Origin of the sequence: Klebsiella sp. AqSCr, from assembly GCF_008452795.1 — a bacterium.
GTDB lineage: Bacteria > Pseudomonadota > Gammaproteobacteria > Enterobacterales > Enterobacteriaceae > Klebsiella > Klebsiella pneumoniae.
Genome location: NZ_MJDM01000005.1, coordinates 3,456,676 through 3,483,084, shown reverse-complemented (window position 1 = coordinate 3,483,084; position 26,409 = coordinate 3,456,676). Strand labels below are relative to the sequence as shown.

The 26,409-nt window shown below is 57.3% G+C and carries 22 protein-coding genes; 11 read left to right on the top strand and 11 right to left on the bottom strand.

Features of this window, described 5'->3' with window-relative positions:
* Nucleotides 1-2,136, top strand: a complete 2,136-nt coding sequence (yccS, locus tag BHE81_RS20930; protein ID WP_002898422.1) for a YccS family putative transporter — start codon at nt 1-3, stop codon at nt 2,134-2,136.
* Nucleotides 2,137-2,149: 13 nt separating this feature from the next.
* Here the strand turns inward: yccS and BHE81_RS20925 are convergent, their stop codons facing one another.
* Nucleotides 2,150-2,746: a TfoX/Sxy family DNA transformation protein gene (locus BHE81_RS20925; RefSeq protein WP_004179217.1), complete on the bottom strand. Its 597-nt coding sequence runs from the start codon at nt 2,744-2,746 to the stop codon at nt 2,150-2,152.
* Nucleotides 2,747-3,094: 348 nt separating this feature from the next.
* Here BHE81_RS20925 and sulA point away from each other — a divergent pair, with 348 nt between their 5' ends.
* Together sulA and ompA are read left to right on the top strand one after the other, a co-directional pair.
* On the top strand, nt 3,095-3,604 hold the full coding sequence (gene sulA / locus BHE81_RS20915; protein WP_110246628.1) for an SOS-induced cell division inhibitor SulA: 510 nt from the start codon (nt 3,095-3,097) through the stop codon (nt 3,602-3,604).
* Between the two features lie 352 nt (nt 3,605-3,956).
* Nucleotides 3,957-5,027 (top strand): porin OmpA, encoded by a 1,071-nt coding sequence (gene ompA, locus BHE81_RS20910; protein ID WP_002898408.1) that lies wholly within the window; start codon nt 3,957-3,959, stop codon nt 5,025-5,027.
* 130 nt (nt 5,028-5,157) lie between these two features.
* Here the strand turns inward: ompA and matP are convergent, their stop codons facing one another.
* Nucleotides 5,158-5,610, bottom strand: coding sequence for a macrodomain Ter protein MatP (gene matP / locus BHE81_RS20905; protein ID WP_002898404.1), 453 nt, complete (start codon nt 5,608-5,610; stop codon nt 5,158-5,160).
* A 185-nt stretch (nt 5,611-5,795) separates the two neighbouring features.
* Here matP and BHE81_RS20900 point away from each other — a divergent pair, with 185 nt between their 5' ends.
* Nucleotides 5,796-7,553, top strand: coding sequence for an AAA family ATPase (locus tag BHE81_RS20900; RefSeq protein ID WP_004147851.1), 1,758 nt, complete (start codon nt 5,796-5,798; stop codon nt 7,551-7,553).
* A gap of 69 nt (nt 7,554-7,622) precedes the next feature.
* Nucleotides 7,623-8,141 (top strand): bifunctional 3-hydroxydecanoyl-ACP dehydratase/trans-2-decenoyl-ACP isomerase, encoded by a 519-nt coding sequence (fabA, locus tag BHE81_RS20895; protein ID WP_002898398.1) that lies wholly within the window; start codon nt 7,623-7,625, stop codon nt 8,139-8,141.
* Between the two features lie 68 nt (nt 8,142-8,209).
* Here fabA and rmf read toward each other — a convergent pair whose 3' ends face one another.
* From rmf to rlmKL, 6 genes are all read right to left on the bottom strand, one after another.
* Nucleotides 8,210-8,377 carry a ribosome modulation factor gene (gene rmf / locus BHE81_RS20890; protein WP_002898396.1) on the bottom strand — a complete coding sequence of 56 codons (168 nt, stop codon included), beginning with the start codon at nt 8,375-8,377 and terminating at the stop codon, nt 8,210-8,212.
* Nucleotides 8,378-8,630: 253 nt separating this feature from the next.
* Entirely contained in the window at nt 8,631-9,194 is a 564-nt protein-coding gene (gene pqiC / locus BHE81_RS20885; protein ID WP_002898392.1) for a membrane integrity-associated transporter subunit PqiC, read from the bottom strand.
* A complete protein-coding gene (gene pqiB, locus BHE81_RS20880) occupies nt 9,194-10,831 on the bottom strand; it encodes an intermembrane transport protein PqiB (protein WP_002898390.1) in 1,638 nt (545 codons plus the stop codon). The genes pqiC and pqiB overlap by 1 nt, the downstream gene beginning before the upstream one ends.
* On the bottom strand, nt 10,821-12,089 hold the full coding sequence (pqiA, locus tag BHE81_RS20875) for a membrane integrity-associated transporter subunit PqiA (protein ID WP_023302116.1): 1,269 nt from the start codon (nt 12,087-12,089) through the stop codon (nt 10,821-10,823). The genes pqiB and pqiA overlap by 11 nt, the downstream gene beginning before the upstream one ends.
* Nucleotides 12,090-12,103: 14 nt before the next feature.
* On the bottom strand, nt 12,104-14,011 hold the full coding sequence (locus BHE81_RS20870; protein ID WP_004147848.1) for an ABC transporter ATP-binding protein: 1,908 nt from the start codon (nt 14,009-14,011) through the stop codon (nt 12,104-12,106).
* A 12-nt stretch (nt 14,012-14,023) separates the two neighbouring features.
* Nucleotides 14,024-16,129 (bottom strand): bifunctional 23S rRNA (guanine(2069)-N(7))-methyltransferase RlmK/23S rRNA (guanine(2445)-N(2))-methyltransferase RlmL, encoded by a 2,106-nt coding sequence (rlmKL, locus tag BHE81_RS20865; RefSeq protein WP_004147847.1) that lies wholly within the window; start codon nt 16,127-16,129, stop codon nt 14,024-14,026.
* Nucleotides 16,130-16,228: 99 nt separating this feature from the next.
* Between rlmKL and BHE81_RS20860 the strand changes: the two genes are divergently transcribed.
* The gene (locus BHE81_RS20860; protein WP_002898310.1) at nt 16,229-17,338 is read left to right on the top strand and encodes a YcbX family protein; all 1,110 of its coding nucleotides are present in this window, start codon (nt 16,229-16,231) and stop codon (nt 17,336-17,338) included.
* On the opposite strand, the gene zapC is transcribed toward BHE81_RS20860, so the two are convergent.
* Together zapC and pyrD are read right to left on the bottom strand one after the other, a co-directional pair.
* Nucleotides 17,335-17,877 (bottom strand): cell division protein ZapC, encoded by a 543-nt coding sequence (gene zapC, locus BHE81_RS20855; RefSeq protein ID WP_002898308.1) that lies wholly within the window; start codon nt 17,875-17,877, stop codon nt 17,335-17,337. The genes BHE81_RS20860 and zapC overlap by 4 nt on opposite strands.
* A 169-nt stretch (nt 17,878-18,046) precedes the next feature.
* The gene (gene pyrD / locus BHE81_RS20850) at nt 18,047-19,057 is read right to left on the bottom strand and encodes a quinone-dependent dihydroorotate dehydrogenase (protein ID WP_002898303.1); all 1,011 of its coding nucleotides are present in this window, start codon (nt 19,055-19,057) and stop codon (nt 18,047-18,049) included.
* Between the two features lie 249 nt (nt 19,058-19,306).
* Here pyrD and ssuE point away from each other — a divergent pair, with 249 nt between their 5' ends.
* Genes ssuE through ssuB form a run of 5 tightly spaced genes read left to right on the top strand, consistent with a single transcriptional unit; the run spans nt 19,307 to nt 23,551 of the window.
* Nucleotides 19,307-19,882 carry an NADPH-dependent FMN reductase gene (ssuE, locus tag BHE81_RS20845; RefSeq protein ID WP_002898296.1) on the top strand — a complete coding sequence of 192 codons (576 nt, stop codon included), beginning with the start codon at nt 19,307-19,309 and terminating at the stop codon, nt 19,880-19,882.
* Entirely contained in the window at nt 19,875-20,837 is a 963-nt protein-coding gene (locus tag BHE81_RS20840; protein ID WP_004141753.1) for a sulfonate ABC transporter substrate-binding protein, read from the top strand. The genes ssuE and BHE81_RS20840 overlap by 8 nt, the downstream gene beginning before the upstream one ends.
* The gene (gene ssuD / locus BHE81_RS20835) at nt 20,834-21,979 is read left to right on the top strand and encodes an FMNH2-dependent alkanesulfonate monooxygenase (protein ID WP_002898293.1); all 1,146 of its coding nucleotides are present in this window, start codon (nt 20,834-20,836) and stop codon (nt 21,977-21,979) included. The genes BHE81_RS20840 and ssuD overlap by 4 nt, the downstream gene beginning before the upstream one ends.
* A gap of 10 nt (nt 21,980-21,989) precedes the next feature.
* Nucleotides 21,990-22,781 carry an aliphatic sulfonate ABC transporter permease SsuC gene (gene ssuC, locus BHE81_RS20830; protein ID WP_004141755.1) on the top strand — a complete coding sequence of 264 codons (792 nt, stop codon included), beginning with the start codon at nt 21,990-21,992 and terminating at the stop codon, nt 22,779-22,781.
* Nucleotides 22,778-23,551, top strand: coding sequence for an aliphatic sulfonates ABC transporter ATP-binding protein (ssuB, locus tag BHE81_RS20825; RefSeq protein WP_004150838.1), 774 nt, complete (start codon nt 22,778-22,780; stop codon nt 23,549-23,551). The genes ssuC and ssuB overlap by 4 nt, the downstream gene beginning before the upstream one ends.
* 204 nt (nt 23,552-23,755) lie before the next feature.
* Here ssuB and pepN read toward each other — a convergent pair whose 3' ends face one another.
* Nucleotides 23,756-26,371, bottom strand: coding sequence for an aminopeptidase N (pepN, locus tag BHE81_RS20820; RefSeq protein ID WP_002898220.1), 2,616 nt, complete (start codon nt 26,369-26,371; stop codon nt 23,756-23,758).
* Nucleotides 26,372-26,409 lie beyond the last annotated feature (38 nt).

Sequence of the window (26,409 nt, the reverse complement as noted above, 5' to 3'; positions counted from 1 at the left end):
ATGATTAGCCCCCTGCTACGCCGCTACACCTGGAACAGCGCCTGGCTTTATAACGTACGAATTTTTATCGCGCTCTGCGGCACAACGCTGTTTCCCTGGTGGATCGGCGAAGTCAAACTGACCATCCCCCTCACCCTCGGCGTCGTGGCTGCGGCTCTGACCGACCTTGACGACCGTCTGGCCGGCCGTCTGCGTAATCTTGCCATTACTCTGGTTTGCTTTTTTATCGCCTCCGCCTCCGTGGAGCTGCTGTTTCCGTGGCCGCCGCTGTTTGCCCTTGGTTTGACCGTGTCTACCATCGGCTTTATTTTGCTTGGCGGCCTCGGTCAGCGCTATGCGACCATTGCCTTCGGCGCCCTGCTTATCGCCATCTACACCATGCTCGGCGTCACGCTGTACGATCATTGGTATCTGCAGCCGTTGTTCCTGCTGGCGGGGGCAGTGTGGTACAACCTGCTGACGCTGTCCGGGCACCTGATCTTTCCGATTCGTCCATTGCAGGACAACCTGGCGCGTAGCTATGAGCAGCTGGCCCGCTATCTTGAGCTCAAATCCCGGCTGTTTGATCCTGACCTTGAGGATGAGAGCCAGGCGCCGCTGTACGATCTGGCGCTCGCTAATGGCCAGCTGGTAGCTACGCTTAACCAAACCAAGGTCTCGCTGCTAACCCGACTGCGAGGCGATCGGGGCCAGCGCGGCACCCGCCGCACCCTGCAGTACTACTTTGTGGCCCAGGATATTCATGAACGCGCCAGCTCATCGCATATTCAGTATCAAACCCTACGCGATCAATTTCGCTATAGCGATGTGATGTTCCGTTTCCAGCGTATGCTTTCGATGCAGGCGCAGGCCTGCCAGAAACTGTCGCGGGCGATTCTGTTACGCGAACCCTATCAGCATGATGCCCATTTTGAACGGGCGTTCATGCATCTCGATGCGGCACTTGAGCGCGTGCGCGCCGGCGGCGCATCCGACGAGCAGCTCAACGCCCTCGGGTATTTACTGAATAACCTGCGCGCTATCGATGCTCAGCTGGCCACCATTGAATCGGTGCAAACCACCGCGCCTGCCGGGAGTAATACCGAGACGCTGCTGGCCGACGACAGACTTGGCGGTCTGAGCGATATCTGGCTGCGCCTGCAGCGCAATATGTCGCCAGAGTCGGCCCTTTTCCGCCACGCAGTACGTATGTCGTTGGTGCTCTGCGCCGGCTATGCCTTTATCCAGTTTACCGGGCTCCAGCATGGCTACTGGATCCTGCTAACCAGCCTGTTCGTCTGTCAGCCGAACTATAACGCCACCCGCCATCGCCTGGCGCTAAGGATTATCGGCACGCTGGTTGGGGTGGCGATCGGCCTGCCGGTCCTGCTGCTGGTTCCCTCTGTTGAAGGGCAACTGCTGTTGATCGTCCTGACCGGCGTGCTGTTTTTTGCCTTCCGTAACGTGCAGTACGCCCATGCCACGATGTTTATTACGCTGCTGGTGCTGCTGTGCTTTAACCTGCTTGGCGAGGGCTTTGAAGTCGCGCTGCCGCGTATCATTGATACGCTGATCGGCTGCGCCATCGCCTGGGCAGCGGTCAGCTTCATCTGGCCGGACTGGAAATTCCGCAACCTGCCGCGGGTGCTGGACCGGGCAATGAACGCGAACTGCCGCTATCTGGACGCGATTCTGGAGCAGTATCATCAGGGCCGCGACAACCGGCTGGCCTACCGTGTCGCGCGTCGTGACGCCTACAACCGTGATGCTGAGCTGGCCTCCGTCGTCTCGAACTTATCGACTGAACCACGCGCGGATGCCACCCAGCGAGAAACCGCCTTTCGTCTGCTATGCCTCAACCACACGTTCACCAGCTACATCTCCGCTCTTGGCGCGCATCGGGAAAAACTGTCCACGCCGGAAATCCTCGCCCTGCTGGATGATGCAGTCTGTTATGTGGATGACGCCTTGCACCATACCCCCGCGGATGAACAGCGGGTGCAACAGGCTTTGAACAGCCTGCAAAGCCGGATCCATCATCTGGAACCGCGCGCGGACAGTAAGGAACCCTTGGTCTTACAGCAGATTGGCCTGCTGCTGGCGCTGCTGCCTGAAATCTGCCGCCTGCAGCAACGGGTCCACGCCCAAACCGAATAACAAGGCTTTTCCGCTACCGGGTAGCCGCCCATTCGAGAAGCTCCTGACGCCGTGGCGTCGGGAGCGCGGCGGCATGTACCCCGGCAATCGCCCCCTCCAGCGCCAGCAATACGCTCAGCGATAAAGAAGCATTATTTACGCGTAGCCTCAGCCATGCCTCCTGCGCACCAACTTCCCGCAACGTCCTAACGTCCGGTATGCCCGCGTGAATCAGCTGCAATTCCATATGAAAGCTGATATTGGGTAAATCCTTCAGGCGGCCCGACGCCCGTCGGCAGTTCTTTTCGCGCTGCGCACTCTGCCACGACAGTAGCGATAGCCGAAAAAGCTGCTGCTCATCGCGCCATAAAGTGTCGTCAATTTGATAATACTTCAGCGGCACTATGCGGCCGTGTCGGCGCAGCGTTAACAGAGGATTACGATGTTCCACCCGATAAGCAGCGCTCTGCTCGCAGGCCTTCAGATAAATGTTTCCCTCGGCCACCATCGCAAACACCGTATCATCAATAGCCAGGCTGTAGCCGCCAAAGAGCGGACGAGTATGCAGTTGACCCAGCGGTGAGACGCAGGCCTGAAATTGCGGGAGCCGCGGACAAACTAGTTTTCTCATGATCATTCCTTTGTTAATCATGTAATTAAACTTAAGTTGTTAACGGATCCGCTAAGAGAAAACATAAGGGACTTCCCGGGCAGCAGCAAGATGATTTTCGCCGACTTTTTCACCAGAATGCGGTTTTGCGAGACGCTTTCAGAAAATCGCAAGCGTTGCAGCAATCGACAGGGAGAAATGAAACCATTAGCGCGCGTTAAGGATTGGATAATGCAGGGGCTTCTTTTGACAGATAAGGAACCACGAGAAGCGATTAAATTCCCGGCAGCAAAATGGCAAATTGCGGTTGATCTTTTCCCCTGGCGAAGATACTGTATATGCATACAGTAACTAAAGGCGGGATAGACTATGTTTACTTCAACTCACGCAAACCGTTCAGCACAGGCTTCTGCTCCGGCAGGCCACTACGCTCATCGTTCTGGCGAACAGAACACCAATGGGCTGATCAGTGAAATTGTCTATCGTGAAGATCAACCCATGATGACGCAGTTATTGCTGCTACCTTTATTACAGCAGCTGGGTCAACAGTCGCGCTGGCAGCTGTGGCTCACGCCGCAACAAAAGCTCAGCCGCGAATGGGTTCAGTCCGCCGGTCTGCCGCTGTCCAAGGTCATGCAAATTAGCCAGCTCTCTCCCAGCCATACCATAGACTCAATGATCCGTGCCCTGCGCACGGGTAATTATAGTGTGGTTATCTGCTGGCTGGCGGAGGAGTTAACCGCTGACGAACACGAACGTCTCGTTAACGCTGCCCAGGTAGGGTCCGCGATGGGATTCATCATGCGCCCGGTGCGAAATCAGGGCACGCTCGGCAGACAACTCAGCGGGCTAAAAATTCACTCAAATTTGTATCATTGAGTGAAATTAGGATTATTCCTGGAATTTTTTTTACCGCTGGGAAAGGTACAGCGTTTTTTATGGTCTTTTTCGCGGAATGCCTGCCACACGGGGATTTCTGTCTTTTTTTCGTGTACGAAAATCAACCATATTTGTTAAATATTGTGTACACAACCCTTTTTTTTCATATGCCTGACAGAGTTCACACTTGTAAGTTTCGAACTAAGTTGTAGACTTTACATCGCCAGGGGTGATCGGCTTACGCTGCATGTATCAGCATAGTTAACAACAAGTCACGCCCCCGGTGAAGGATTTAACCGTGAGGTCTTTTGTAACTTCATGGCGAATTTTGGATGATAATGAGGCGCAAAAAATGAAAAAGACAGCTATCGCGATTGCAGTGGCACTGGCTGGCTTCGCTACCGTAGCGCAGGCCGCTCCGAAAGATAACACCTGGTATGCAGGTGGTAAACTGGGTTGGTCCCAGTATCACGACACCGGTTTCTACGGTAACGGTTTCCAGAACAACAACGGTCCGACCCGTAACGATCAGCTTGGTGCTGGTGCGTTCGGTGGTTACCAGGTTAACCCGTACCTCGGTTTCGAAATGGGTTATGACTGGCTGGGCCGTATGGCATATAAAGGCAGCGTTGACAACGGTGCTTTCAAAGCTCAGGGCGTTCAGCTGACCGCTAAACTGGGTTACCCGATCACTGACGATCTGGACATCTACACCCGTCTGGGCGGCATGGTTTGGCGCGCTGACTCCAAAGGCAACTACGCTTCTACCGGCGTTTCCCGTAGCGAACACGACACTGGCGTTTCCCCAGTATTTGCTGGCGGCGTAGAGTGGGCTGTTACTCGTGACATCGCTACCCGTCTGGAATACCAGTGGGTTAACAACATCGGCGACGCGGGCACTGTGGGTACCCGTCCTGATAACGGCATGCTGAGCCTGGGCGTTTCCTACCGCTTCGGTCAGGAAGATGCTGCACCGGTTGTTGCTCCGGCTCCGGCTCCGGCTCCGGAAGTGGCTACCAAGCACTTCACCCTGAAGTCTGACGTTCTGTTCAACTTCAACAAAGCTACCCTGAAACCGGAAGGTCAGCAGGCTCTGGATCAGCTGTACACTCAGCTGAGCAACATGGATCCGAAAGACGGTTCCGCTGTTGTTCTGGGCTACACCGACCGCATCGGTTCCGAAGCTTACAACCAGCAGCTGTCTGAGAAACGTGCTCAGTCCGTTGTTGACTACCTGGTTGCTAAAGGCATCCCGGCTGGCAAAATCTCCGCTCGCGGCATGGGTGAATCCAACCCGGTTACTGGCAACACCTGTGACAACGTGAAAGCTCGCGCTGCCCTGATCGATTGCCTGGCTCCGGATCGTCGTGTAGAGATCGAAGTTAAAGGCTACAAAGAAGTTGTAACTCAGCCGGCGGCTTAAGTTATAACCGATAAAAAAACCCGCTTCGGCGGGTTTTTTTATGCCCTCTCGCCCACTTTAGCGGCTGAGAGCTGTGAAGCAGCCCCCGGCCAGGGCAACCACCGGCAGGCGGGTCGACGATCCTACCTGGCTATTCTTTCCCTAACAGTACCTGCAGATCGTGCTTCAGGCTCGACATTTTGCTGGCATATTTCTCTTTGTGCTCGGCATCTTCAATCAGCTGGACGATGGTTTCAGACAAGGTTTTGCCCCGCCGCTGCGCCAGGCCAGCAAGACGCTGCCAAACGACAAACTCAAGGTCGATAGACTTCTTACGCGTATGCTGATGCTCAGCGTTAAAATGGCGTTTCCGTCGCGCGCGGATAGTCTGCTTCATGCGGTTCATCAGCGCCGGATTCATATGCTGCTCAATCCAGGCATGAACCAGCACAGGTTCATTCTCGAGCGTCAGCAAGTCATCTACCGCAGCTTGCGCAGCGCTGGCCTCAATGTAGCGGGTAATCAGCTCACCTTCCCGGTGCTTCTTTACCAGATATTTCCATTTCCAGCCGCTTTCAAGATTTTCCAGTTGTTGATATTTCATTGCGATCTCAATGTGACCGTGTAACTCATTTCAGGATATCAGTTTTTTTCTGATGTGCTGAATATAAATCATTATTCGTGAAGTCTGCGACCGGGTAATCATCAGGGTAACCATAATCCTCCGTGTGCTCGGTCGCGGCATCAGGTATAATTGCGCGCTTTACATCTAACTAAAAAACAGCGACTTTGACCATTACGAAACTGACCCGAACCGACCTTGCGCCTGATCTGGAAGCTTACCAGGCGCTGTTTGCTCAAGCTGAACTTTCCCATCCGGCCCCCTCCCTCTCGGGCGATCTGCAGCCGCGTTTGTTCTATGGGCTTGAGCAGCTGCTGTACACGCCGGCAGTCTCCTCCTTCATGCTGGTGAAAGCCCCTGAAGAGCCGGAATATCTGCAATGGCTGGCGGCTGAAACCCGGACTCTGCACGAGCCTGCCGCACCGCTTTACGGCGTCCGCTATGAGGTAACCGACGCTCAGGTGACGCTCGCACCGGCGCAGGGCGCTGAGGATAATTTCGCCAGCACTGCCCCGGTCGTGATGGCCGATTGGGTAGAAGCGGAACAGCTGTTTGGCTGCGTACGCCAGTTTAACGGTGCAATCACCCTCCAGCCTGGGCTGGTCCATCAGGCCAACGGCGGCGTGCTTGTGCTTTCGCTACGTACACTGCTGGCGCAACCGCTGCTGTGGGTGCGTCTGAAAAATATGGTGACTCGTCAGCGCTTTGACTGGCTTTCTATGGATGAATCGCGTCCGCTGCCGGTCAGCATTCCCTCCATGCCGCTGAGTCTGAAAATCATCCTGGTGGGCGAACGCGAATCGCTGGCCGATTTCCAGGAAATGGAGCCGGAGCTGGCTGCGCAGGCGATCTATAGCGAGTATGAAGACACTCTGCAGTTTGCTGACGCCGACACGCTAAAGGCCTGGTGCCAGTGGGTATGGCAGAATGCGCAGCAGCTGGAGCTGCCGGGCCCGGCAGCCGATGCCTGGCCTCTGCTGATCGATGAGGGAACGCGCTATACCGGCGATCAGGAGACCCTGCCGCTCAGTCCGCTATGGATAACCCGCCAGCTGCGGGAGGCCGCCGCCTTCTGCGAAGGCGAGGAGATTACCGGCGAAGCGATGCAGACCATGCTGGCGCGCCGGGTATGGCGTGAAGGCTACCTGGCGGAGCGTATGCAGGATGAAATCCTGCAGGAACAGATCCTGATTGAAACCGAAGGCGAATGCGTCGGGCAGATCAACGCCCTGTCGGTGATCGAATTCCCCGGTCATCCACGCGCGTTCGGTGAACCTTCACGCATCAGCTGCGTCGTGCACATTGGCGATGGCGAATTTATCGACGTCGAACGTAAAGCCGAGCTGGGCGGTAACATTCATGCGAAAGGCATGATGATCATGCAGGCTTTTCTGATGTCCGAGCTGGAGCTGGAGCAGCAGCTTCCCTTCACTGCTTCGCTGACCTTTGAGCAGTCCTACAGTGAAGTGGATGGCGACAGCGCCTCCATGGCGGAACTCTGCGCCTTAATCAGCGCCCTGGCCAACGTACCGATAAATCAGAGCATCGCGATCACCGGCTCCGTCGACCAGTTTGGTCGCGTGCAGCCGGTCGGCGGCCTGAACGAGAAAATTGAAGGCTTCTTCACTATCTGTCAGCAGCGCGGTTTAACCGGCAAACAGGGAGTGATTATCCCTGCCGCCAACGTTCGTCATCTCAGCCTGAGCCACGAGCTACGTCAGGCCGTTGCCGACAACCAGTTTGCTATCTGGGCCATTGACGATATTACCGAAGCGCTGCCGATGTTGACCCAGCTGATGTGGGACGGTGAAGGACAGACGCTGCGACAAACCATTCAGGAGCGGATAGCGCAGGCGACCCAGCAAGAGACTCGCCATCGTTTTCCGTGGCCGCTACGCTGGTTAGGTGGGACAAGTTCTAACTGATCGGACTTGTTCAGCTTACACGTGTTAGCTATCCTGCGTCCCGAACTTAAAATAAGGCTTACTGAAAACATGGTAGATAAACGCGAATCCTATACAAAAGAAGATCTTCTTGCCTCTGGTCGTGGTGAACTGTTCGGCGCGAAAGGCCCGCAGTTACCGGCACCAAACATGCTGATGATGGACCGCGTCATCAAAATGACCGAAACCGGTGGTAACTACGATAAAGGTTATGTTGAGGCAGAACTCGACATCAATCCTGACCTGTGGTTCTTCGGTTGCCACTTTATCGGCGATCCGGTGATGCCGGGCTGCCTGGGCCTGGATGCTATGTGGCAGCTGGTCGGGTTCTATCTTGGCTGGCTGGGCGGCGAAGGCAAAGGCCGCGCGCTGGGCGTTGGCGAAGTGAAATTTACCGGTCAGGTTCTGCCGACCGCGAAAAAAGTCACCTACCGCATCCACTTCAAGCGCATTGTTAACCGTCGTCTGATTATGGGACTTGCGGATGGTGAAGTGCTGGTTGACGATCGTCTGATCTACACCGCGAACGATCTGAAAGTGGGTCTGTTCCAGGATACTTCCGCTTTCTGATAACATTCAGTAGCGATTAAAAGGCGAAGCCCCCGCTATGCGGAGGCTTCTTTTTTAAAGAGACAGTGTCAGGCCGTTAGTACCCTGTCCTCCATGGCTTCTCGCCAGCCTCCCAGCCACCATGAGCGTTGATTCAGGCTCTGGTATGGACACATTTCTTTCGATCTTCCCGCGATACCCGCCTGATATCCGCGTTGGTGTGCCCGTTCCAGGCGATCTCGTTTTTGTCTCTTCATGCCTCGTTTCCCTCATTCTTTGATCTGGTGGAAAAGAAAACAGTGGTCGCAAATTGTGCAGCCACGGGTTACGAATACCGCGAAAAGAAGGCAACGTCAATGCGCAAAATTCACGCCAGTGTCATATTTGTGACCTATATAAGAGTTCATTTTTTGTTCGCTCGGCGCAGCCGCCGGTAACAAACTGACCTGGCAAAAAAAATGCCGCGCGGCCCAGGTGAACCGCGCGGCAGATCATTATGATGAATTTTACTTATGGCAGACGATTAAGCTCGCTGGCAATGGCAGCCGCCTCCTGGCTCCACGCCTGCGCCAGGGTCTTGACCATCGCGTCATAACCATCCTGTTCCTGCCTGAGGACGATGTTAAACGGGCGCTTAATCAGCTGTCCCTGATGCTTCAGCAGCCACTCACCGCTAACGATAACCCGCCCGTCATAGCGACCATGAAAGCCATTGACCGCAACGTTGAGGGTATCCTGCTCGCTCCCCAACGGCTGGGACGACACTACCCAGCCCGGCAACTGCTGGCTGAGATTCGCCACCAGCGTGGTACGCAGCTGCTGATCCAGCGGACTGGCCCACAGATTATTATTGGCGATCACATACTGCACGTCGGTGGTCTGATAGACCACCCCGTTACCCGCCAGATAATCCGGGATGCTGACCTGCTCTACCCACAGCAGACGTGCCCCCTGACTGGCGGCGCTCTGCGCGCCGCCCTGCACAACCGGTAGCTGATAGTATGTCTTGCTTTCCCCGCCGCTACTGCACGCCGTCAGTACGCATACGGCTGCCGCCAGTAACCATTTTTTCATTATTTCGCTCCCTTCGGCTGTGGATCTTTTTTATCCTTCGCCTCAAATACCAGCGCATTGCTCTTATCATTTAGCGTTTTCAGAACCGGCTGCAGCTCACGCAGCACCTGATCCAGACGCTGCATATCGGCCACCATCTTATTGTAGGCCGCAGAGCCCGGCTGGAAGCCCTGCATGCTACGGTTCAGTTCACGCAGCGTCGTCTGCATATCGGCGGGCAGCTGCTGCATTGACTGGCTGGAGGTGATCTTATTCAGATTATCCAGCGTGGTCTGCACGTGCTGCATCGTCTTCTCGCTCTGCGCCAGGGTGCTGGTCGCCTGCTCCAGCAGCGGATTAATCGGCAGGTTATTAATCTTATCCAGCGCATCCATCAGACGCTGCTGGATCTGTGCCAGTCCACCGCTGATGGTCGGGATAATCGGATAGCCGTTAAACTCCTGTATTTTCCCGCGCGGGGGCGCCTTCGGATAGAAGTCGAGATCGATATACAGCGCGCCGGTCACCAGGTTACCGGTTTTCAGCGAGCCGCGCAGTCCGCGGTTGATCAGATCGTCAATGTGGGCGCGAATATTCGGATCGCCGCCAAGCTGATTAATCAGCCGTTGCGGTTCAACCCGCACTTCCACTGGAATACGATAGTCATCGTTCAAACGCTGCTTCAGCCCCGGAATAAAGAACGGCACTTTGCCGACGGTGCCCAGACGGATACCGCGGAACTCCACCGGCGCGCCCGGCTGCAGGCCGCGAACCGAGTCTTTGAAGAACATGACGTAATCGATATGCTCGGTAAAGACTGAATCCTGGATGCTCTTCTGATCGTCAAACAGATGGTATTCCGTTTTATTCGCCACCGGCTCGCCGAGGTCCAGTCCTTCAGGAATATCGAAGCTCACCCCGCCGCCAAACAGCGTCGACAGCGAGCCCATCTCGACGCGCATCCCCGCCGAGGTCAAATCTACAGCGATCCCGCTGTCCTTCCAGAAACGAACGTTGGTGGTCACCAGGCGATCGTTCGGCGCATTGATGAACAGCTGGTAAGTTATACGACGTTTCTGCGTGTCGAAGGTGCTGGTTTCCACTGACCCCACGCGATAGCCGCGGAACAACACCGGATCGCCCGGCGACAGCTGGCCCGCCTTGCTGCTTTCCAGCAGAATACGGATCCCCTTGGCATCCGGCGAGGCCAGCGGCGGAGAATCCAGTAGCGGATACTGCGCTGGCACCGAACCTTTCGTTCCCGGCTGCAGTTCAATATAGGCCCCGGACAACAATGTCCCAAGACCGCTGATCCCCTCGCGCCCAACCTGCGGCTTTACCACCCAGAAGACGGAATCGTTGTGCAGCAGCTTCTGCATCCCGGAATTGAGGCGGGCTTTGATTTCCACGTGGGTGAGATCGTCGGTCAGCGTCGCGCTCTCCACCACCCCAACGTCTACGCTGCGGCTCTTGATCCGGGTTTTTCCCCCTTCAATCCCTTCCGCATTGGTGGTGATCAGCGTGACCTCAGGCCCCTGATGGCTGTAATGATAAAACAGGATCCATGCCCCGATCAGCGCAGTGACGATAGGGAAGATCCACACCGGTGACCAGTTCTTCACCTTCTGCACTTTCGCTTCTCCGCTCTTATTTTCCATGTTGTTGTATTTCCTCATGGCTTGAATCTGGCTCACGATCCCACAGTAAACGGGGATCAAATGTCATGGCTGAAAACATGGTCATCACCACCACCAGCGCAAACATGACCGCGCCGATGGCTGGATAGATATTCATTAACCCTCCCATGCGGACCAGCGCAGAGAGCACGGCGATGACAAAAACGTCAATCATTGACCAGCGGCCAACAAATTCCACCACCTCATAGATCAGATGCATGCGCTCCGAATCTCGCACGCCGTTGCCGTTGGCGTTCCAGCACAACCAGGCGATAGCGATCATCTTCAGCGTCGGCACCATAATACTGGCGATAAAGATCACCAGCGCCACCGGATAAGAACCTTCGCTCCACAGTAAAATCACCCCGGCCATAATGGTCGATGGCATTTTATCGCCCAGCAGATCGGTGATCATGATCGGCATAATGTTGGCAGGGAGATAAAGGATAAATGACGTCACCAGCAGCGCCAGCGTCCACTGCAGGCTATTTTTGCGCCGCGCCGTTCCTTTACTGTTACAGCGCGGGCAGACGGTCTGATCGACCGGCAACACCGCCGTACAGCAGGCACAGGAGCGCAGCCCCTGACGGATACCGGTCACCCCGACCTTCAGCGGCTGGGTAATGGCCGGCATGGGGGCAATATCATCCCATAGCCAGCGGCGGTCGACGCACTGAAAAGTACGTAACTGCAGCAGGCAAAACATACACCAGGGAACAAAGCTCAGACCGATGCCGATATCACCGTAGGCCATCAGCTTGACGAAGCTCACCAGTACGCCGGCAAGAAAGATCTCCGCCATGCCCCAGGTTTTCAGTTGAAAGAGAATTCGCGCAAGGAACGTCTTCAGGCCGGCAGGCATTCTGACCCGATTAACCAGCAGCAAAATGGTGACCAGGCAAAACGCCGGCACTAATTGAACAAAGAGTAAAAAGAAAGTCCCGAGACTGGCGTAATCCTCGGTAAACAGTACGTTGGGAATTTCCAGCAGCTCTATTTCGCTACTGATGCCGCCCACTTTCATATAGATAAAAGGGAACAGGTTGGCCAGCAGCAGCATAAACAGCGCGACCAGCGCATACGCCGTGGGACGCTGGCGAGGCGCGTCCCACGTGGTGGTTAACGTTGTACCGCAGCGCGGGCAGGCGGCTTTCTGGCGATGCTCAAGCTGCGGCAAAGCCACCAGCAAATCACATTGGGGACATAGAATATGTCGCGCAGCATGATGATGATCGCACATGACAACTCCTCGGCTCAGGCGCCGTTCTTTAATCCTTCGAGATATTCCCAGCGTTCAAAGGCCGCTTCCAGCGCCTGCTCCGCTTCGGCCAGCTGCGCCAGCACCTGCTGCGTGCGATCGTGCGGTTGCCCGAAGAAATCGGGATCGGCAACCTGATCCTGCAGCGTCTGCAGTTCGGCCTCGAGAGCCTCCAGCTTCTGCGGCAGTTGTTCCAGCTCGCGCTGCAGGTTATAGCTTAGTTTGTTCCCGCCGCGTTTGACAGTTTCTGCTTTTGGCTGAGCGACTTCCGTCGTTTTTTTAACGACCGTCTGCTTTTGCGCCAAAGACTGGGCCTGCTGACCGCGGGCGTCGTGATAGCCGCCGACGTACTGGCCAATACGACCGCCGCCTTCGAAGATCCAGCACTCGGTCACGGTATTGTCGACAAACTGACGATCGTGGCTCACCAGCATCACGGTCCCCTGATAGCCATCGATCAGCTCTTCCAGCAGCTCCAGCGTTTCAACATCGAGGTCGTTAGTCGGTTCATCAAGGATCAGCAGATTGCTGGGTTTCAGGAACAGCCGGGCCAGCAGCAGGCGGTTACGTTCCCCTCCGGAAAGCGCACGTACCGGGGTCATCGCTCGTTTTGGATGGAACAGGAAGTCCTGTAGATAACCCAGCACATGGCGTGGTTTACCGTTAACCATTACCTCCTGTTTGCCTTCCGCCAGGTTGTCCATCACCGTTTTATCCGGATCCAACTCCGCGCGGTGCTGGTCGAAGTAGGCGACCTCCAGCTTGGTGCCAACATGGATCCGCCCGCTGTCGGCCTGCAGCTGGCCGAGCATCAGCTTCAGCAACGTGGTTTTCCCGCAGCCGTTGGGGCCGATCAGGGCGATCTTGTCGCCGCGCTGGATCTGTGCGGAGAAATCCTTCACCAGCACTTTGCCGTCAACCTGATAGTTGACGTTTTCCATCTCAAAGACGATTTTGCCGGAACGGGAAGCCTCCTCAACCTGCATCTTCGCGCTGCCCATCACTTCCCGACGCTCACCGCGCTCGCGGCGCATCGCCTTCAGCGCGCGGACTCGGCCTTCGTTACGGGTCCGGCGCGCTTTGATACCCTGACGGATCCACACCTCTTCCTGGGCCAGCTTGCGGTCAAATTCCGCATTCTGCAGTTCTTCGACCCGCAGGGCTTCTTCTTTATCGAGGAGATACTGATCGTAATTTCCCGGATAGGTCACCAGCTTGCCACGATCGAGGTCGACAATGCGCGTCGCCATATTGCGGATAAAGGAACGGTCATGCGAAATAAAGATAATCGTGCCTTTAAAGGTTTTCAGGAAACCTTCCAGCCAGTCGATGGTTTCGATATCGAGGTGGTTAGTGGGCTCATCCAGCAGCAGCACGCGCGGCCCACTGACCAGGGCGCGGCCCAGCGCCGCTTTACGTAGCCAGCCGCCGGACAGCGACGCCAGCTGCGCATTGGCGTCAAGGCCCAGCTGCTCAATCACTTCGTTAATGCGGCTGTCCAGCTGCCATAGTCCCAGGTTATCGAGCTGCTCCTGCAGGCGCGCCAGTTCATTTAAATTTTTGTCGCTCGGATCGGTCATCACCTGATGCGACACGTCATGGTAGGCTTTCAGATAAGCCGCCTGCTCGGCGATCCCTTCGGCGACAAAATCGTACACCGTACCAGCAACGTTCCGCGGCGGATCCTGCTGCAGACGCGCCACGATCAGGTCCTGTTCATAAATGATGCGTCCGTCATCCAGCCCCTGCTCGCGGTTGAGGATCTTCATCAGGGTAGATTTACCGGCGCCGTTGCGTCCGACGAGGCAGACGCGTTCGTTATCTTCAATATGCAGCTCGGCATTATCCAGCAGCGGCGCATCGCTGAAGGAAAGCCAGGCGCCGTGCATACTAATCAGTGACATTATTTATTCCTTTCAGGCTGCGGTAATCAGCCAGCAGTTGTGGATCTGACGGTTGCGGGCAAAATCCTGCGACAGCGTTTTTTGCGAAATCTCTTGCGCCTTCAGGCCAAGCGCCGCCAGCCCGTCATGATCCATACGGAAACCGCGTTTGTTATTCGAGAACATAATGGTGCCGCCTTTACGCAGCAGACGTTTTAGATCGGTCATCAGGCGAATGTGATCGCGCTGGACGTCAAACGCATCTTCCATTCGTTTGGAGTTGGAAAAGGTCGGCGGATCGATAAAGATCAGATCGAACTGCTCGGTGCTCTCCCGCAGCCAACCCAGCACGTCCGCCTGCATCAGGCGATGCGCGCGGCCGGTCAGGCCATTGAGACGCAGGTTGCGTTCCGCCCACTCCAGGTAGGTGCGTGACATATCCACCGTGGTGGTGGATCGCGCACCGCCGAGGCCTGCGTGGACGCTGGCGCTGCCGGTATAGGAGAACAGGTTCAGGAAGTCCTTACCTTTACTCATCTGGCCGAGCATGCGACGGGCGATACGGTGGTCGAGGAACAGACCGGTATCCAGGTAGTCGGTGAGGTTGACCCACAGGCGCGCGTTATACTCCTGTACCTCAATAAAGTCGCCCTTCTCCGCCATCTTCTGATACTGGTTTTTCCCCTTCTGCCGTTCACGGGTTTTCAGCACCAGCTTGTTAGGCGCCATGTCCAGTACGGCGATAGTCGCAGCGATGATGTCGAACAGACGCTGGCGCGCCTTATGCGCGTCGACGGTTTTCGGCGGGGCATACTCCTGGACCACCACCCAGTCGGCATAGCGGTCAATGGCCACGTTGTATTCCGGTAGATCAGCATCGTACAGGCGATAGCATTCGATTCCTTCCTGGCGGGCCCATTTTTCAAACTTCTTCAGGTTTTTACGCAGACGGTTAGCAAAATCCTCCGCCAGCATCGCCGGCTTGCCGCCTTCGCTCTCCGCCAGGTGATAATTCTTCTGCACGCAGTCCAGCGGGCCGTTCTTGGCTTTAAACTGCTTGTCGGCACGCAGCTGCAGGCAACTCAGCAGCTCCGGCGAAGCGCTGAATACCGACAGGTTCCAGCCGCCGAACTGACTTTTCATTATCCGGCCAAGCAGGCTGTGCAGAGCGATCAGCGCTGGCTCGCTTTCCAGACGTTCGCCGTACGGCGGGTTACTGATCACCGTCCCGTACGGGCCTTTCGGCAGCGGGTTGTTCAGTTGGGCGACGTCTTTCACGTCAAAATCGATCAGCTCGCCAATGCCGGCGCGGCGGGCGTTGCGGCGCGCGCGCTCGATTACGCGCGCGTCGACGTCTGAGCCGTAGAAGCGTGACTCATACGCTGCCAATCCCTGACGAGCGCGGGTTTGCGCTTCCGCCTTCACCTCTTTCCAGATGGCGTCATCGTGCTGCGCCCAGCCGCCAAAGCCCCAGTGGCCCCGGTGCAGGCCCGGCGCGCGGTCGGTCGCCAGCATCGCCGCTTCAATCAGCAGGGTACCGGAGCCGCACATCGGATCGAGCAGCGGCGTACCTGGTACCCAGCCAGAGCGCATGACGATCGCCGCCGCGAGGTTTTCTTTGATCGGTGCCATTCCGGTACCATCGCGATAGCCGCGCAGGTGCAGGCCTTCGCCGCTCAGATCCAGCGAGATGTGCGCCGTCTCTTTGTTCAGCCAGACGTTGATCCGCAGATCGGGCGACTCACGATCGACGTTCGGGCGCGGTAGATTCTTACGGGTGAAGCTGTCGACAATGGCGTCTTTAACCTTCAGCGCGCCGTACTGGCTGTTACGGATCTCGTCATTGAGGCCGCTAAAATGCACCGCGAAGGTGGCGCCAGGGTTGAACATCTCCGTCCACGGAATGGCCTGTACGCCGAGGTACAGATCCAGATCGCTGTATACGCGACATTCGCCCAGCGGCAGCATGATGCGCGAAGCCAGCCGGCTCCACATCAGGCTTTGATACAGCAGGCGCGTATCCCCCTGAAAATGGACCCCGCCCTGGACTACCTGGCAGTCCGTCGCGCCAAGCCCTTCCAGTTCAGTTTTTAACAGCTCTTCCAGCCCACGAGCCGTACTGGCAAACAGAGAATTCATATCGTCACTTTTACTTAAAGAAAATTGGTGCGCATTATAGCCAATATGTGCCCTATGTCATAAAGTTATAGGCTTATTTTTGGAACCCGGAGGCAGCGTATGGTAACGCTATCGCGACTTTTTATTCATCCTGTTAAATCCATGCGCGGCATAGGCCTGACCCACGCCTTTGCTGATATCAGCGGCCTGGCCTTCGATCGCCTGTTTATGGTCACCGAAACCGACGGGACCTTTATTACCGCTCGCCAGTTTCCGCAAATGGTGAAATTTATTCCGGCGCCGCTGCATGATGGCCTTCACCTGACCGCACCGGACGGCAGCAGCGCCGTGGTGCGTTTTAGTGATTTCGCCACGCAGGCCGAGCCGACCGAAGTCTGGGGCAACCATTTTACCGCCCTCATCGCGCCCGCCGCCGTTAACCAGTGGCTCAGCGGCTTTTTCAAGCGCGATGTCCAGCTGCGCTGGCTGGGGCCGCAGCTAACCCGCCGGGTAAAGCGCCATGATGCGGTGCCGCTCTCCTTCGCCGACGGCTACCCTTACCTGCTGGCTAACGAGGCCTCCCTGCGCGATCTGCAACAGCGCTGCCCGGCCAGCGTAAGCATAGAACAGTTTCGCCCTAACCTTGTGGTCACCGGCGCGGCGGCCTGGGATGAAGATAGCTGGAAAGTGATCCGCATCGGCGAGGTGGTGTTTGATGTCGCTAAGCCGTGCAGCCGCTGCATTTTTACCACCGTCAGCCCGGAGCGCGGTCAGAAGCATCCCGCCGGGGAGCCGCTGGAAACCTTAAAGCGTTTTCGTACCGCGCTGGACAATGGCGATGTCGATTTTGGCCAGAACCTGATTGCCCGCAACAGCGGGGTGATCCGGGTGGGAGATGAAGTGGAAATCCTTACCCGCGGCCCGGCGAAAGCCTACGGGGCAGGTGAAAGCGACGATACCCCGGCTCCCGAGGCGCAGCAGCAGGCTACGGTTGCCATCGAATGGCAGGGTCAACAGTTTACCGGCAATAACCAGCAGGTGCTGCTGGAGCAACTGGAACAACAGGGCATTCGCGTACCCTATTCGTGTCGGGCGGGGATCTGCGGCAGCTGCCGCATCCGGCTGGAAGAGGGAGAAGTGAGTCCGTTAAAGAAAAACGCGGTTGCCGGAGATGGCACTATTCTCGCCTGCAGCTGTGTACCGAAAACAGCGCTACGCCTGGCGCCTTAAACCGCCTGCCCCAGACTGTAGCTGACCGCGCTCTGCGCCGGCTGCAGTCTGTCATTCATGATTTTAATGACATCGCCCAGTTGCATGACGCGGCCGGCAAGGGTGAGACCCGGCTGAGCCAACAGACAGAGCGCGGCGTTATCGCCCGGTTCCACCACCAGTAAATTCACCTGCTCGCCGGTATCGCTCAGCCAAACGCAGGCGGCGTCGCCGCCGCTCGGCTGCCAGTGATGGGTATGGGCGATAAAGTGCCAGCTTTTCGGCATCTGCGGTTTGAGAAAACGGATGGCGGTGAGCGCGTTAAGGACTAATTCCGCCCGCTGCTCTTTCGATAGCTCGAGATCGCGACATTTTTCTTCAAAAGAGAAATAGAGCGCGGCGTCATCAACGCAAAATCCCGAAGGGGCAAAGGCATCCGGAGTCAGCATGCGCCGGGCGAAGCGCGAGCGAAATAACATGCCATTGGCCAGATCGAGCATCATGCGGTCGTGCTCTTCATCGTAATACCAACGCCAGTTATCGTCAGGTTTAATCCGCATTTTTCCCCCTGTCCCCTTTCATACGCCTCTGCAAAGTTGTTGCGACTTACCGCAGAATATTTTCTAAAATTAAGAAAAGTCTAAAATGTTTAAATAAGCAACAGTGAGGGAATATAAAACAACCAGGGCCGGAAATAAAGCCCTGGGTGGGATTCAGAGGAGGAAAAGATTAGATGTGGGTAACAATTTCTTTAATCAGCGGCGGACCTTTAAAAATAAATCCAGAATAGATCTGCACCAGCGATGCCCCGGCGGCAATCTTTTCCCGCGCGGCAATCACCGAATCAATGCCGCCCACGCCGATGATAGGCAAACGGCCATTCAGCTCAGCGGAGAGCATACGGATAATTTCAGTGCTTTTTAATTGTAATGGACGACCGCTAAGCCCGCCGGTCTCATCGCAATGTTTCATTCCCTGAACCAGGGAACGATCGAGGGTGGTATTGGTTGCAATCACGCCATCAATATTATGACGCACGAGGCTATCGGCAACCTGGATCAATTCCTCAGGCAAAAGATCCGGCGCGATCTTTACGGCGACCGGGACATATTTTTGATGCTTCTGCTGCAGCTCGAGCTGCTTATTTTTAATACCGGAGAGTAAATCATCCAGCGCTTCGCCGTATTGCAGCGTGCGCAGCCCTGGGGTATTCGGCGAGGAGATATTAATGGCGATATACCCGGCGTACGGATAGACTTTTTCCATACAAATCAGGTAATCATCTTTCCCGTGCTCAACCGGCGTATCTTTATTTTTGCCGATATTGATACCCAGCACGCCGTCAAAATGCGCCTTTTTCACATTCTCAACCAGGTTATCGACGCCATGGTTATTAAAGCCCATGCGGTTGATCAATCCCTCGGCATCAACCAGACGGAAGATCCTTGGCTTATCGTTGCCCGGCTGCGGACGCGGCGTCACGGTGCCGATCTCAATCGAACCAAACCCCATCGCGCCCAGCGCGTCAATGCATTCCCCATTTTTATCCAGCCCGGCCGCCAGACCCAGCGGGTTTTTAAAGGTTAGCCCCATGCAGGTGACAGGCCTTGCCGGTACCTTCTGGCGAACCAGCATTTCCAGCGGCGTCCCGGTGACACGGCGTAATTGTTGAAAGGTAACTTCATGAGCGCGCTCAGGATCGAGCTGAAAAAGGGCTTTACGAACGAAGGGGTAGTACATGAACTCTCCTGGATTCCCGGTGTGCAAACCGGGGGCGTATTATGTGCGATCTGTTGCGGAAAGGGAATTGACCTGCGACAAAAAATCCCCCATCAGCGCAAACGATTACCTACCTCTCGCGCCATTATGCGCTTTTCGGCTATCTAACCGCGGATAAATCATTTAGGGAAATAATGGCCCTCTGTCACACTCACTATAAATGTTATCAATTATAGATAAATGCAAACATTTAGTTATAAGGAGAGAGAGATGCGCGTCATTACGCTTGCGGGCAGCCCGCGTTACCCTTCCCGTTCCAGCGCCTTGCTGGAATACGCCAGAGAGACGCTCACTGCCGCCGATATCGAAGTCTGCCACTGGCATCTGCAGAACTTTGCCCCAGAAGACCTCCTGTACGCTCGTTTTGACAACCCGGCGCTGCAGACGCTCAATGAACAGCTGGCCGGGGCTGATGGCCTGATCATCGCCACGCCGGTGTATAAAGCCTCGTTCTCCGGCGCGCTGAAAACGCTGCTCGACCTGCTGCCTGAGCGAGCGCTGGAGGGCAAAATCGTGCTGCCGCTGGCCACCGGCGGGACCATCGCTCACATGCTGGCGGTGGACTACGCGCTGAAGCCAGTGCTGAATGCCCTCAAGGCCCAGGAGATCCTCCATGGCGTCTTCGCTGATGACAGCCAGGTGACCGATTACCAGCATAAGCCGCAGTTTACCGCGAATCTGCAGCGGCGCCTTGATGACGCCCTGGAGACCTTCTGGCAGGCGCTGCATCGCCCCAGCAGCCGTGCGCCGTCGTTAACATCTCTGCGTGGGGTGGAGCATGCTTAATCCTCTCCGCGCCCTGACTCTGGGCGGACTGCTGCTATTCTCTACGCTGGGTCACGCCGCCCCGGCGGCGCCTGACGCTCTGCGCATCGGCTACCAGAAAGGCAGCGTCAGCATGGTGCTGGCGAAGAGCCATCAGCTGCTGGAGCAGCGCTATCCGCAAACCCATATCTCGTGGATTGAGTTCCCGGCCGGTCCGCAGATGCTGGAGGCGCTGAACGTCGGCAGCATTGATATCGGCAGTACCGGCGATATTCCGCCTATCTTTGCCCAGGCGGCAGGCGCCGATTTGGTCTATATCGGCGCGGAGCCGCCCAAGCCCAAGGCGGAGGTGATCCTGGTGGCGCAGGGCAGCCCGATTCATAACGTTGCTGAGTTAAAAGGGAAAAAGGTCGCTTTTCAGAAAGGCTCCAGCTCCCACAATCTGCTGCTGCGCGCCCTACAGCTCGCAGGTCTGAAATTTAGCGATATTCAGCCGGTTTACCTTGCCCCCGCCGATGCGCGCGCCGCCTTCCAGCAGGGCAATGTCGACGCATGGGCTATCTGGGATCCGTACTACTCCGCCGCGCTGCTGCAGGGCGGCGCCCGGGTACTCACTGACGGAACAGATCTGAAACAGACGGGATCCTTCTATCTTGCTTCCCGGCCCTACGCTGAACGCAATGGCGCTTTCATTGAAGGCGTACTCGACACCTTTACTCAGGCCGATGCCCTGACCCACAGCCAACGCGCGCAAAGCATTACGCTGCTGGCGAAAACGATGGGCTTACCGGAGGCGGTGATCGCCAGCTATCTGGACCATCGTCCCCCCACCGCGGTTACCCCGGTGAGCGCCGAAACCGCCGCTCGCCAGCAGCAGACGGCAGACCTGTTCTACGAGAACAAGCTGGTGCCAAAAAAAGTTGATATCCGGGCCCGCATCTGGCAGCCCACCGCCACACAAGGAGCGAAATCATGAGTCTGAATATGTTTTGGTTTTTACCGACCCATGGTGATGGTCGTTATCTGGGTACCGAAGAGGGTGCCCGTCCGGTCGATTATGGCTATCTGCAGCAAATCGCGCAGACGGCGGATCGGCTGGGCTTCACCGGCGTGCTGATCCCGACCGGACGCTCTTGTGAGGATGCGTGGCTGGTCGCGGCCTCAATGATCCCGGTGACGCAGCGGCTGAAGTTCCTTGTCGCTCTCAGGCCAAGCGTGGTATCGCCGACGGTGGCCGCGCGTCAGGCGGCGACCCTGGACCGGCTGTCAAACGGCCGGGCGCTGTTCAATCTGGTCACCGGCAGCGATCCTGCCGAACTGGCAGGCGACGGCGTCTTCCTCGACCACACCGAGCGCTATGAGGCCTCGGCTGAATTTACCCACATCTGGCGTAAGCTGATGGAGGGAGAAACCGTCACCTTTAACGGCAAGCATCAGCGCGTTCGCGACGCCAAACTGCTGTTTCCGCCACTGCAGCAGCCGCGTCCACCGCTCTATTTCGGCGGCTCGTCTGAGGTGGCGCAGGAGCTGGCCGCTGAGCAGGTCGATCTTTATCTTACCTGGGGAGAACCGCCGGCCCAGGTGGCAGAGAAAATAGCTCAGGTGCGAGAGAAAGCCGCCCGGCATGGTCGCCAGGTGCGCTTTGGCATCCGTCTGCACGTGATCGTCAGGGAAACCAACGAGGAAGCGTGGCAGGCGGCGGACAGCCTTATCTCCCATCTTGACGACGAGACGATCGCCCGCGCCCAGGCGGCTTTCGCCAGAACCGACTCCGTCGGCCAGCAAAGGATGGCGGCCCTGCACAACGGGCGACGCGATAAGCTGGAAATCAGCCCCAACCTGTGGGCTGGCGTGGGTTTAGCGCGCGGCGGCGCCGGGACCGCGCTGGTGGGCGATGCCGCCACCGTTGCCGAAAGGATCAATGAATACGCCGCGCTGGGTATCGATAGCTTTATCTTTTCCGGCTATCCGCATCTGGAAGAGGCGTACCGGGTCGGAGAGCTGCTGTTCCCCCTGCTTGACGTCGCGGTGCCGTCCATCCCGCAGCCGCAAAACCTGCGTCTGCAGGGGGAAGCGGTCGCCAACGAGTTTATTCCGCGTAAAGTAGCGCAAAGCTGAGGAGACCGTGATGGCAAAATCAACCCATCCCCTGTTGTTACGCCTCGCCCCCTGGCTGCTGCCGGTAGGGACGGTCATTGTCTGGCAGCTGGCCTCGTCCGTCGGCTGGCTGTCGACGCGGGTGCTGCCCTCGCCGGAGGGGGTATTGAAAGCGTTCTGGACCCTCTCAGCCAGCGGTGAGCTGTGGCAGCATCTGGCCATCAGCTCGTGGCGGGCGCTGGTCGGCTTCGCCATCGGCGGCTCGATCGGGCTAATACTCGGCCTGATCAGCGGCCTGTCTCGCTGGGGCGAGCGTCTGCTGGATACCTCGATCCAGATGCTGCGCAATGTCCCGCATCTGGCGCTGATCCCGCTGGTGATCTTGTGGTTCGGCATCGATGAGACCGCCAAGATCTTCCTTGTCTCGCTGGGCACCCTGTTCCCGATCTATATCAACACCTGGCACGGGATCCGCAATATTGACCGTGGGCTGGTTGAGATGGCGCGCAGCTATGGCTTATCCGGCTTCGCCCTGTTCCGTCACGTGATATTACCCGGCGCCCTGCCCTCAGTTATGGTCGGCGTGCGTTTTGCCCTTGGTCTGATGTGGCTGACGCTTATTGTCGCCGAAACTATCTCGGCGAATGCCGGCATCGGTTATCTGGCGATGAACGCGCGTGAATTTCTGCAAACCGACGTGGTGGTAGTGGCGATCATTCTTTACGCCATCCTTGGCAAACTGGCCGACGTCTGCGCCCAGCTGCTGGAACGGCTCTGGCTGCGCTGGAATCCGGCGTATCATCTTCAGGAGGCTAACGCATGAACACTGCCCGTCTCAACCCAGGTATCCCGCTGCTGCTGAACGGGGTGACGAAACGCTATGGCGACAACACCATTCTTAACGAGCTGGATCTGCATATTCCCAGCGGCCAGTTTGTGGCGGTGGTGGGCCGCAGCGGCGGCGGCAAAAGTACCCTGCTGCGCCTGCTGGCAGGTCTGGAAAAACCAAACGCCGGCGAACTGCTGGCTGGCGCGACGCCCCTGGCGGCGATCCAGGACGACACCCGGATGATGTTTCAGGATGCGCGCCTGCTGCCGTGGAAAACAGTGATTGATAACGTGGGGCTGGGGCTAAAAGGCGCCTGGCGCGACGCCGCCCTGCAGGCGTTGGCCAGCGTCGGACTTGAAAGCCGCGCACAGGAGTGGCCGGCCGCGCTGTCGGGTGGGCAGAAGCAGCGCGTTGCGCTGGCCCGCGCGCTGATCCATCGCCCGCGCCTGCTGCTGCTGGACGAACCGCTGGGGGCGCTGGATGCCCTCACCCGTCTGGAGATGCAGGAGCTGATCGTCTCCCTGTGGCAGGAGCATGGCTTTACGGTCCTGCTGGTCACGCACGACGTCAGTGAAGCGGTGGCCATGGCCGATCGGGTGCTGTTAATTGAAGAGAAGAAGATTGGCCTCGATTTAAGCGTGGATATCCCGCGACCGCGGCGCACCGGTTCGGCGAAGCTGGCCGAGCTGGAGGCTGAAGTACTGGATCGGGTGATGAAACGCGGCGACAGCGAGCGTGCGCCGCGTTTGTTTAGTCATGGCTGACCGGCGTAACTGTCTGCTGTCTGAACGGGGGCATATCGTCATCCGACATGTCCCCGGCTCGCGCGTTGCACAGCCGGGCTACCAACGCCAAATCAGCCGTGTATTCCAGGTCGGGTAAGCATCGCGCCGCCCGACAACATCACCGCGCTAACGGGTAACCCGGACAGGGCGCAAGGCGCGCCGCAGCCCGGGGTTATGCCACCGTTACGCCAGCGCCTTACTGATTTTCTCGAACAGGTCGCCAGAGAGATTTTCCAGCCCCTTCAGCTGCTCCAGCGCGGCGCGCATCAGCGCCTGTCGCTTCTCATCATAACGCTTCAGACGAATCAACGGCTCAATCAGGCGCGACGCCACCTGCGGGTTACGCTGGTTAAGCTCGGTCAGCATCTCCACCAGGAACTGATAGCCGCTGCCATCTTCAGCATGGAACGCCGCCGGGTTGCTGCTGGCGAAAGCGCCGATTAACGAGCGCACACGGTTCGGGTTGCTCATGCTGAACGAACGGTGGTTCAGCAGACCGCGCACGGTTTCCACCACGTTGGCTGCCGGGCTGGTGGACTGCAGGATAAACCACTTATCCATCACCAGACCGTCCTGATGCCATTTGTCATCGTACTCCTGCATCAGCGCATCGCGGCACGGCAACTCAGCGGCAACCGCCGCCGACAGGGCGGCCAGCGCGTCGGTCATGTTATCTGCCTGGTGATACTGCGTCGCCACCAGCTTATCGCCCAGCGTCGGTTCCGCAAACGCCAGATAGCGCAGGCAGGTATTGCGCAGAGCACGTTTACCAATATCGGCGTGCTCCACCCGATAGCTGTCGAGCTTATTGGCGTTATAAACCGCGAGGAATTCGTCCGCCAGTTCGTTCGCCAGGGTGCGGGTGAGCGCTTCGCGCACGGCGGCGATGGCGATCGGATCGATAATCGCGAACATCTCGGCGATTTCGTTGGCTGACGGCAGGGTTAAGATCTCAGCGGCCAGCGCCGGATCAATCTTCTCATCCAGCAGGATGGCGCGGAAGGCATCCGCTACGTGCACCGGCAGCGACAGCGGCTGCCCCTGCTGATGGCGGTTGACGTTCAGCTTGATGTAAGTCGCCAGCAGGCTCTGCGCCGCATCCCAGCGCGAGAAATCATTCCGCGCGTGACGCATCAGGAAGGTCAGCTGCTGATCGCTCCACTTGTATTCCAGTTTCACAGGCGCTGAAAATTCGCACAGCAGCGCCGGCACCGGCTGGAAATAAACGTTATCGAAGACAAACGTCTGCTCGGCCTGGGTCACATTAAGCACCGGGTGTACCGGGTGACCGCCCTTCTGCAGGGGGATCACCTTGCCCTCGTTATCGTACAGCTCAATGGCAAACGGGATATGCAGCGGCTGCTTCTCGGCCTGCTCGGCGGTCGGCGGCGTACGCTGGCTGATGGTCAACGTATACTGCTCGGTCTCCGGATTATAGTCGTCATGCACGGTGACGATTGGCGTACCGGACTGGCTGTACCAGAGGCGGAAGTGCGACAGGTCGACGTTAGAGGCATCTTCCATCGCCTGCACGAAATCGTCGCAGGTGGCGGCGCTGCCGTCATGGCGTTCAAAGTACAGCTGCATCCCTTTCTGGAAGTTTTCTTCACCCAGCAGGGTGTGCAACATGCGGATCACTTCGGCACCCTTTTCATAGACCGTCAGGGTGTAGAAGTTGTTCATCTCGATAACCATATCCGGACGGATCGGGTGCGCCATCGGGCTGGCGTCTTCGGCAAACTGCAGCCCGCGCATGGTGCGCACGTTGTTGATGCGGTTCACCGCCCGTGAGCCGAGGTCGGAACTGAACTCCTGATCGCGGAACACGGTCAGCCCCTCTTTCAGGCTGAGCTGGAACCAGTCACGACAGGTGACGCGGTTGCCGGTCCAGTTATGGAAATATTCATGACCAATCACGCGCTCAATATCGAGGTAGTCTTTATCGGTGGCGGTATCGGTACGAGCCAGAACATATTTGGAGTTAAAGACGTTGAGTCCTTTGTTCTCCATGGCACCCATATTAAAGAAGTCGACGGCGACAATCATATAGATATCGAGGTCGTACTCGAGGCCAAAGCGCTCCTCATCCCACTTCATAGAGTTTTTCAGCGAGGTCATCGCCCAGGGCGCGCGATCGAGGTTGCCGCGATCGACGTACAGCTCCAGCGCCACTTCGCGGCCAGAGCGGGTGCGGAATGAATCGCGCAGGACGTCAAAATCACCGGCCACCAGCGCAAACAGATAGCACGGCTTCGGGAACGGATCCTGCCACTGTACCCAGTGACGACCGTTCTCCAGCTCCCCTTCCGCCATACGGTTGCCGTTGGAAAGCAGGAACGGGTATTTCGCTTTATCGGCGATAATTTTGGTGGTAAAGCGCGCCAGCACATCCGGACGGTCCAGATACCAGGTGATATGGCGGAAACCTTCCGCTTCGCACTGGGTGCACAGCGCTTCGCCTGACTGATACAGGCCTTCCAGCGCGGTGTTCGCCGCCGGGCTGATCTCATTGACGATGGTCAGGGTGAAATGCTCCGGCAGGCCGCCGATCACCAGCTGATTGTTTTCTTCTTTATAGTCACTCCACGGCTGGCCGTTCACCTGCAGAGCGATCAGGGTCAGATCTTCGCCGTCCAGGCGTAATGGCACATCAGACGCAGCCGCGTGGCGGGAGACCTTGCTCTCGGCCGTTACAACGGTTTTTGCGGCATCCAGGTCAAAGGTCAAATCGATATCGCTAATCAGATACTCCGGCGCACGATAGTCGTGGCGGTATTTGGCTTGGGGCTGTTGTGTCATAAAAAACCTTTAGCATCTTCGGTAAAGTGTCGTCCCAG

What these genes read in the sequence shown, in the direction of transcription:
- BHE81_RS20840 (WP_004141753.1), top strand. Translation starts at nt 19,875, where the DNA reads ATGCTTAATCCTCTCCGCGCCCTGACTCTGGGCGGACTGCTGCTATTC.
- ssuE (WP_002898296.1), top strand. Translation starts at nt 19,307, where the DNA reads ATGCGCGTCATTACGCTTGCGGGCAGCCCGCGTTACCCTTCCCGTTCC.
- sulA (WP_110246628.1), top strand. Translation starts at nt 3,095, where the DNA reads ATGTTTACTTCAACTCACGCAAACCGTTCAGCACAGGCTTCTGCTCCG.
- pqiA (WP_023302116.1), bottom strand. Translation starts at nt 12,089, where the DNA reads ATGTGCGATCATCATCATGCTGCGCGACATATTCTATGTCCCCAATGT.
- ssuC (WP_004141755.1), top strand. Translation starts at nt 21,990, where the DNA reads ATGGCAAAATCAACCCATCCCCTGTTGTTACGCCTCGCCCCCTGGCTG.
- BHE81_RS20925 (WP_004179217.1), bottom strand. Translation starts at nt 2,746, where the DNA reads ATGAGAAAACTAGTTTGTCCGCGGCTCCCGCAATTTCAGGCCTGCGTC.
- pepN (WP_002898220.1), bottom strand. Translation starts at nt 26,371, where the DNA reads ATGACACAACAGCCCCAAGCCAAATACCGCCACGACTATCGTGCGCCG.
- rlmKL (WP_004147847.1), bottom strand. Translation starts at nt 16,129, where the DNA reads ATGAATTCTCTGTTTGCCAGTACGGCTCGTGGGCTGGAAGAGCTGTTA.
- zapC (WP_002898308.1), bottom strand. Translation starts at nt 17,877, where the DNA reads ATGCGGATTAAACCTGACGATAACTGGCGTTGGTATTACGATGAAGAG.
- ssuD (WP_002898293.1), top strand. Translation starts at nt 20,834, where the DNA reads ATGAGTCTGAATATGTTTTGGTTTTTACCGACCCATGGTGATGGTCGT.
- pyrD (WP_002898303.1), bottom strand. Translation starts at nt 19,057, where the DNA reads ATGTACTACCCCTTCGTTCGTAAAGCCCTTTTTCAGCTCGATCCTGAG.
- yccS (WP_002898422.1), top strand. Translation starts at nt 1, where the DNA reads ATGATTAGCCCCCTGCTACGCCGCTACACCTGGAACAGCGCCTGGCTT.
- fabA (WP_002898398.1), top strand. Translation starts at nt 7,623, where the DNA reads ATGGTAGATAAACGCGAATCCTATACAAAAGAAGATCTTCTTGCCTCT.
- ompA (WP_002898408.1), top strand. Translation starts at nt 3,957, where the DNA reads ATGAAAAAGACAGCTATCGCGATTGCAGTGGCACTGGCTGGCTTCGCT.
- pqiB (WP_002898390.1), bottom strand. Translation starts at nt 10,831, where the DNA reads ATGGAAAATAAGAGCGGAGAAGCGAAAGTGCAGAAGGTGAAGAACTGG.
- ssuB (WP_004150838.1), top strand. Translation starts at nt 22,778, where the DNA reads ATGAACACTGCCCGTCTCAACCCAGGTATCCCGCTGCTGCTGAACGGG.
- rmf (WP_002898396.1), bottom strand. Translation starts at nt 8,377, where the DNA reads ATGAAGAGACAAAAACGAGATCGCCTGGAACGGGCACACCAACGCGGA.
- BHE81_RS20860 (WP_002898310.1), top strand. Translation starts at nt 16,229, where the DNA reads ATGGTAACGCTATCGCGACTTTTTATTCATCCTGTTAAATCCATGCGC.
- matP (WP_002898404.1), bottom strand. Translation starts at nt 5,610, where the DNA reads ATGAAATATCAACAACTGGAAAATCTTGAAAGCGGCTGGAAATGGAAA.
- pqiC (WP_002898392.1), bottom strand. Translation starts at nt 9,194, where the DNA reads ATGAAAAAATGGTTACTGGCGGCAGCCGTATGCGTACTGACGGCGTGC.
- BHE81_RS20870 (WP_004147848.1), bottom strand. Translation starts at nt 14,011, where the DNA reads ATGTCACTGATTAGTATGCACGGCGCCTGGCTTTCCTTCAGCGATGCG.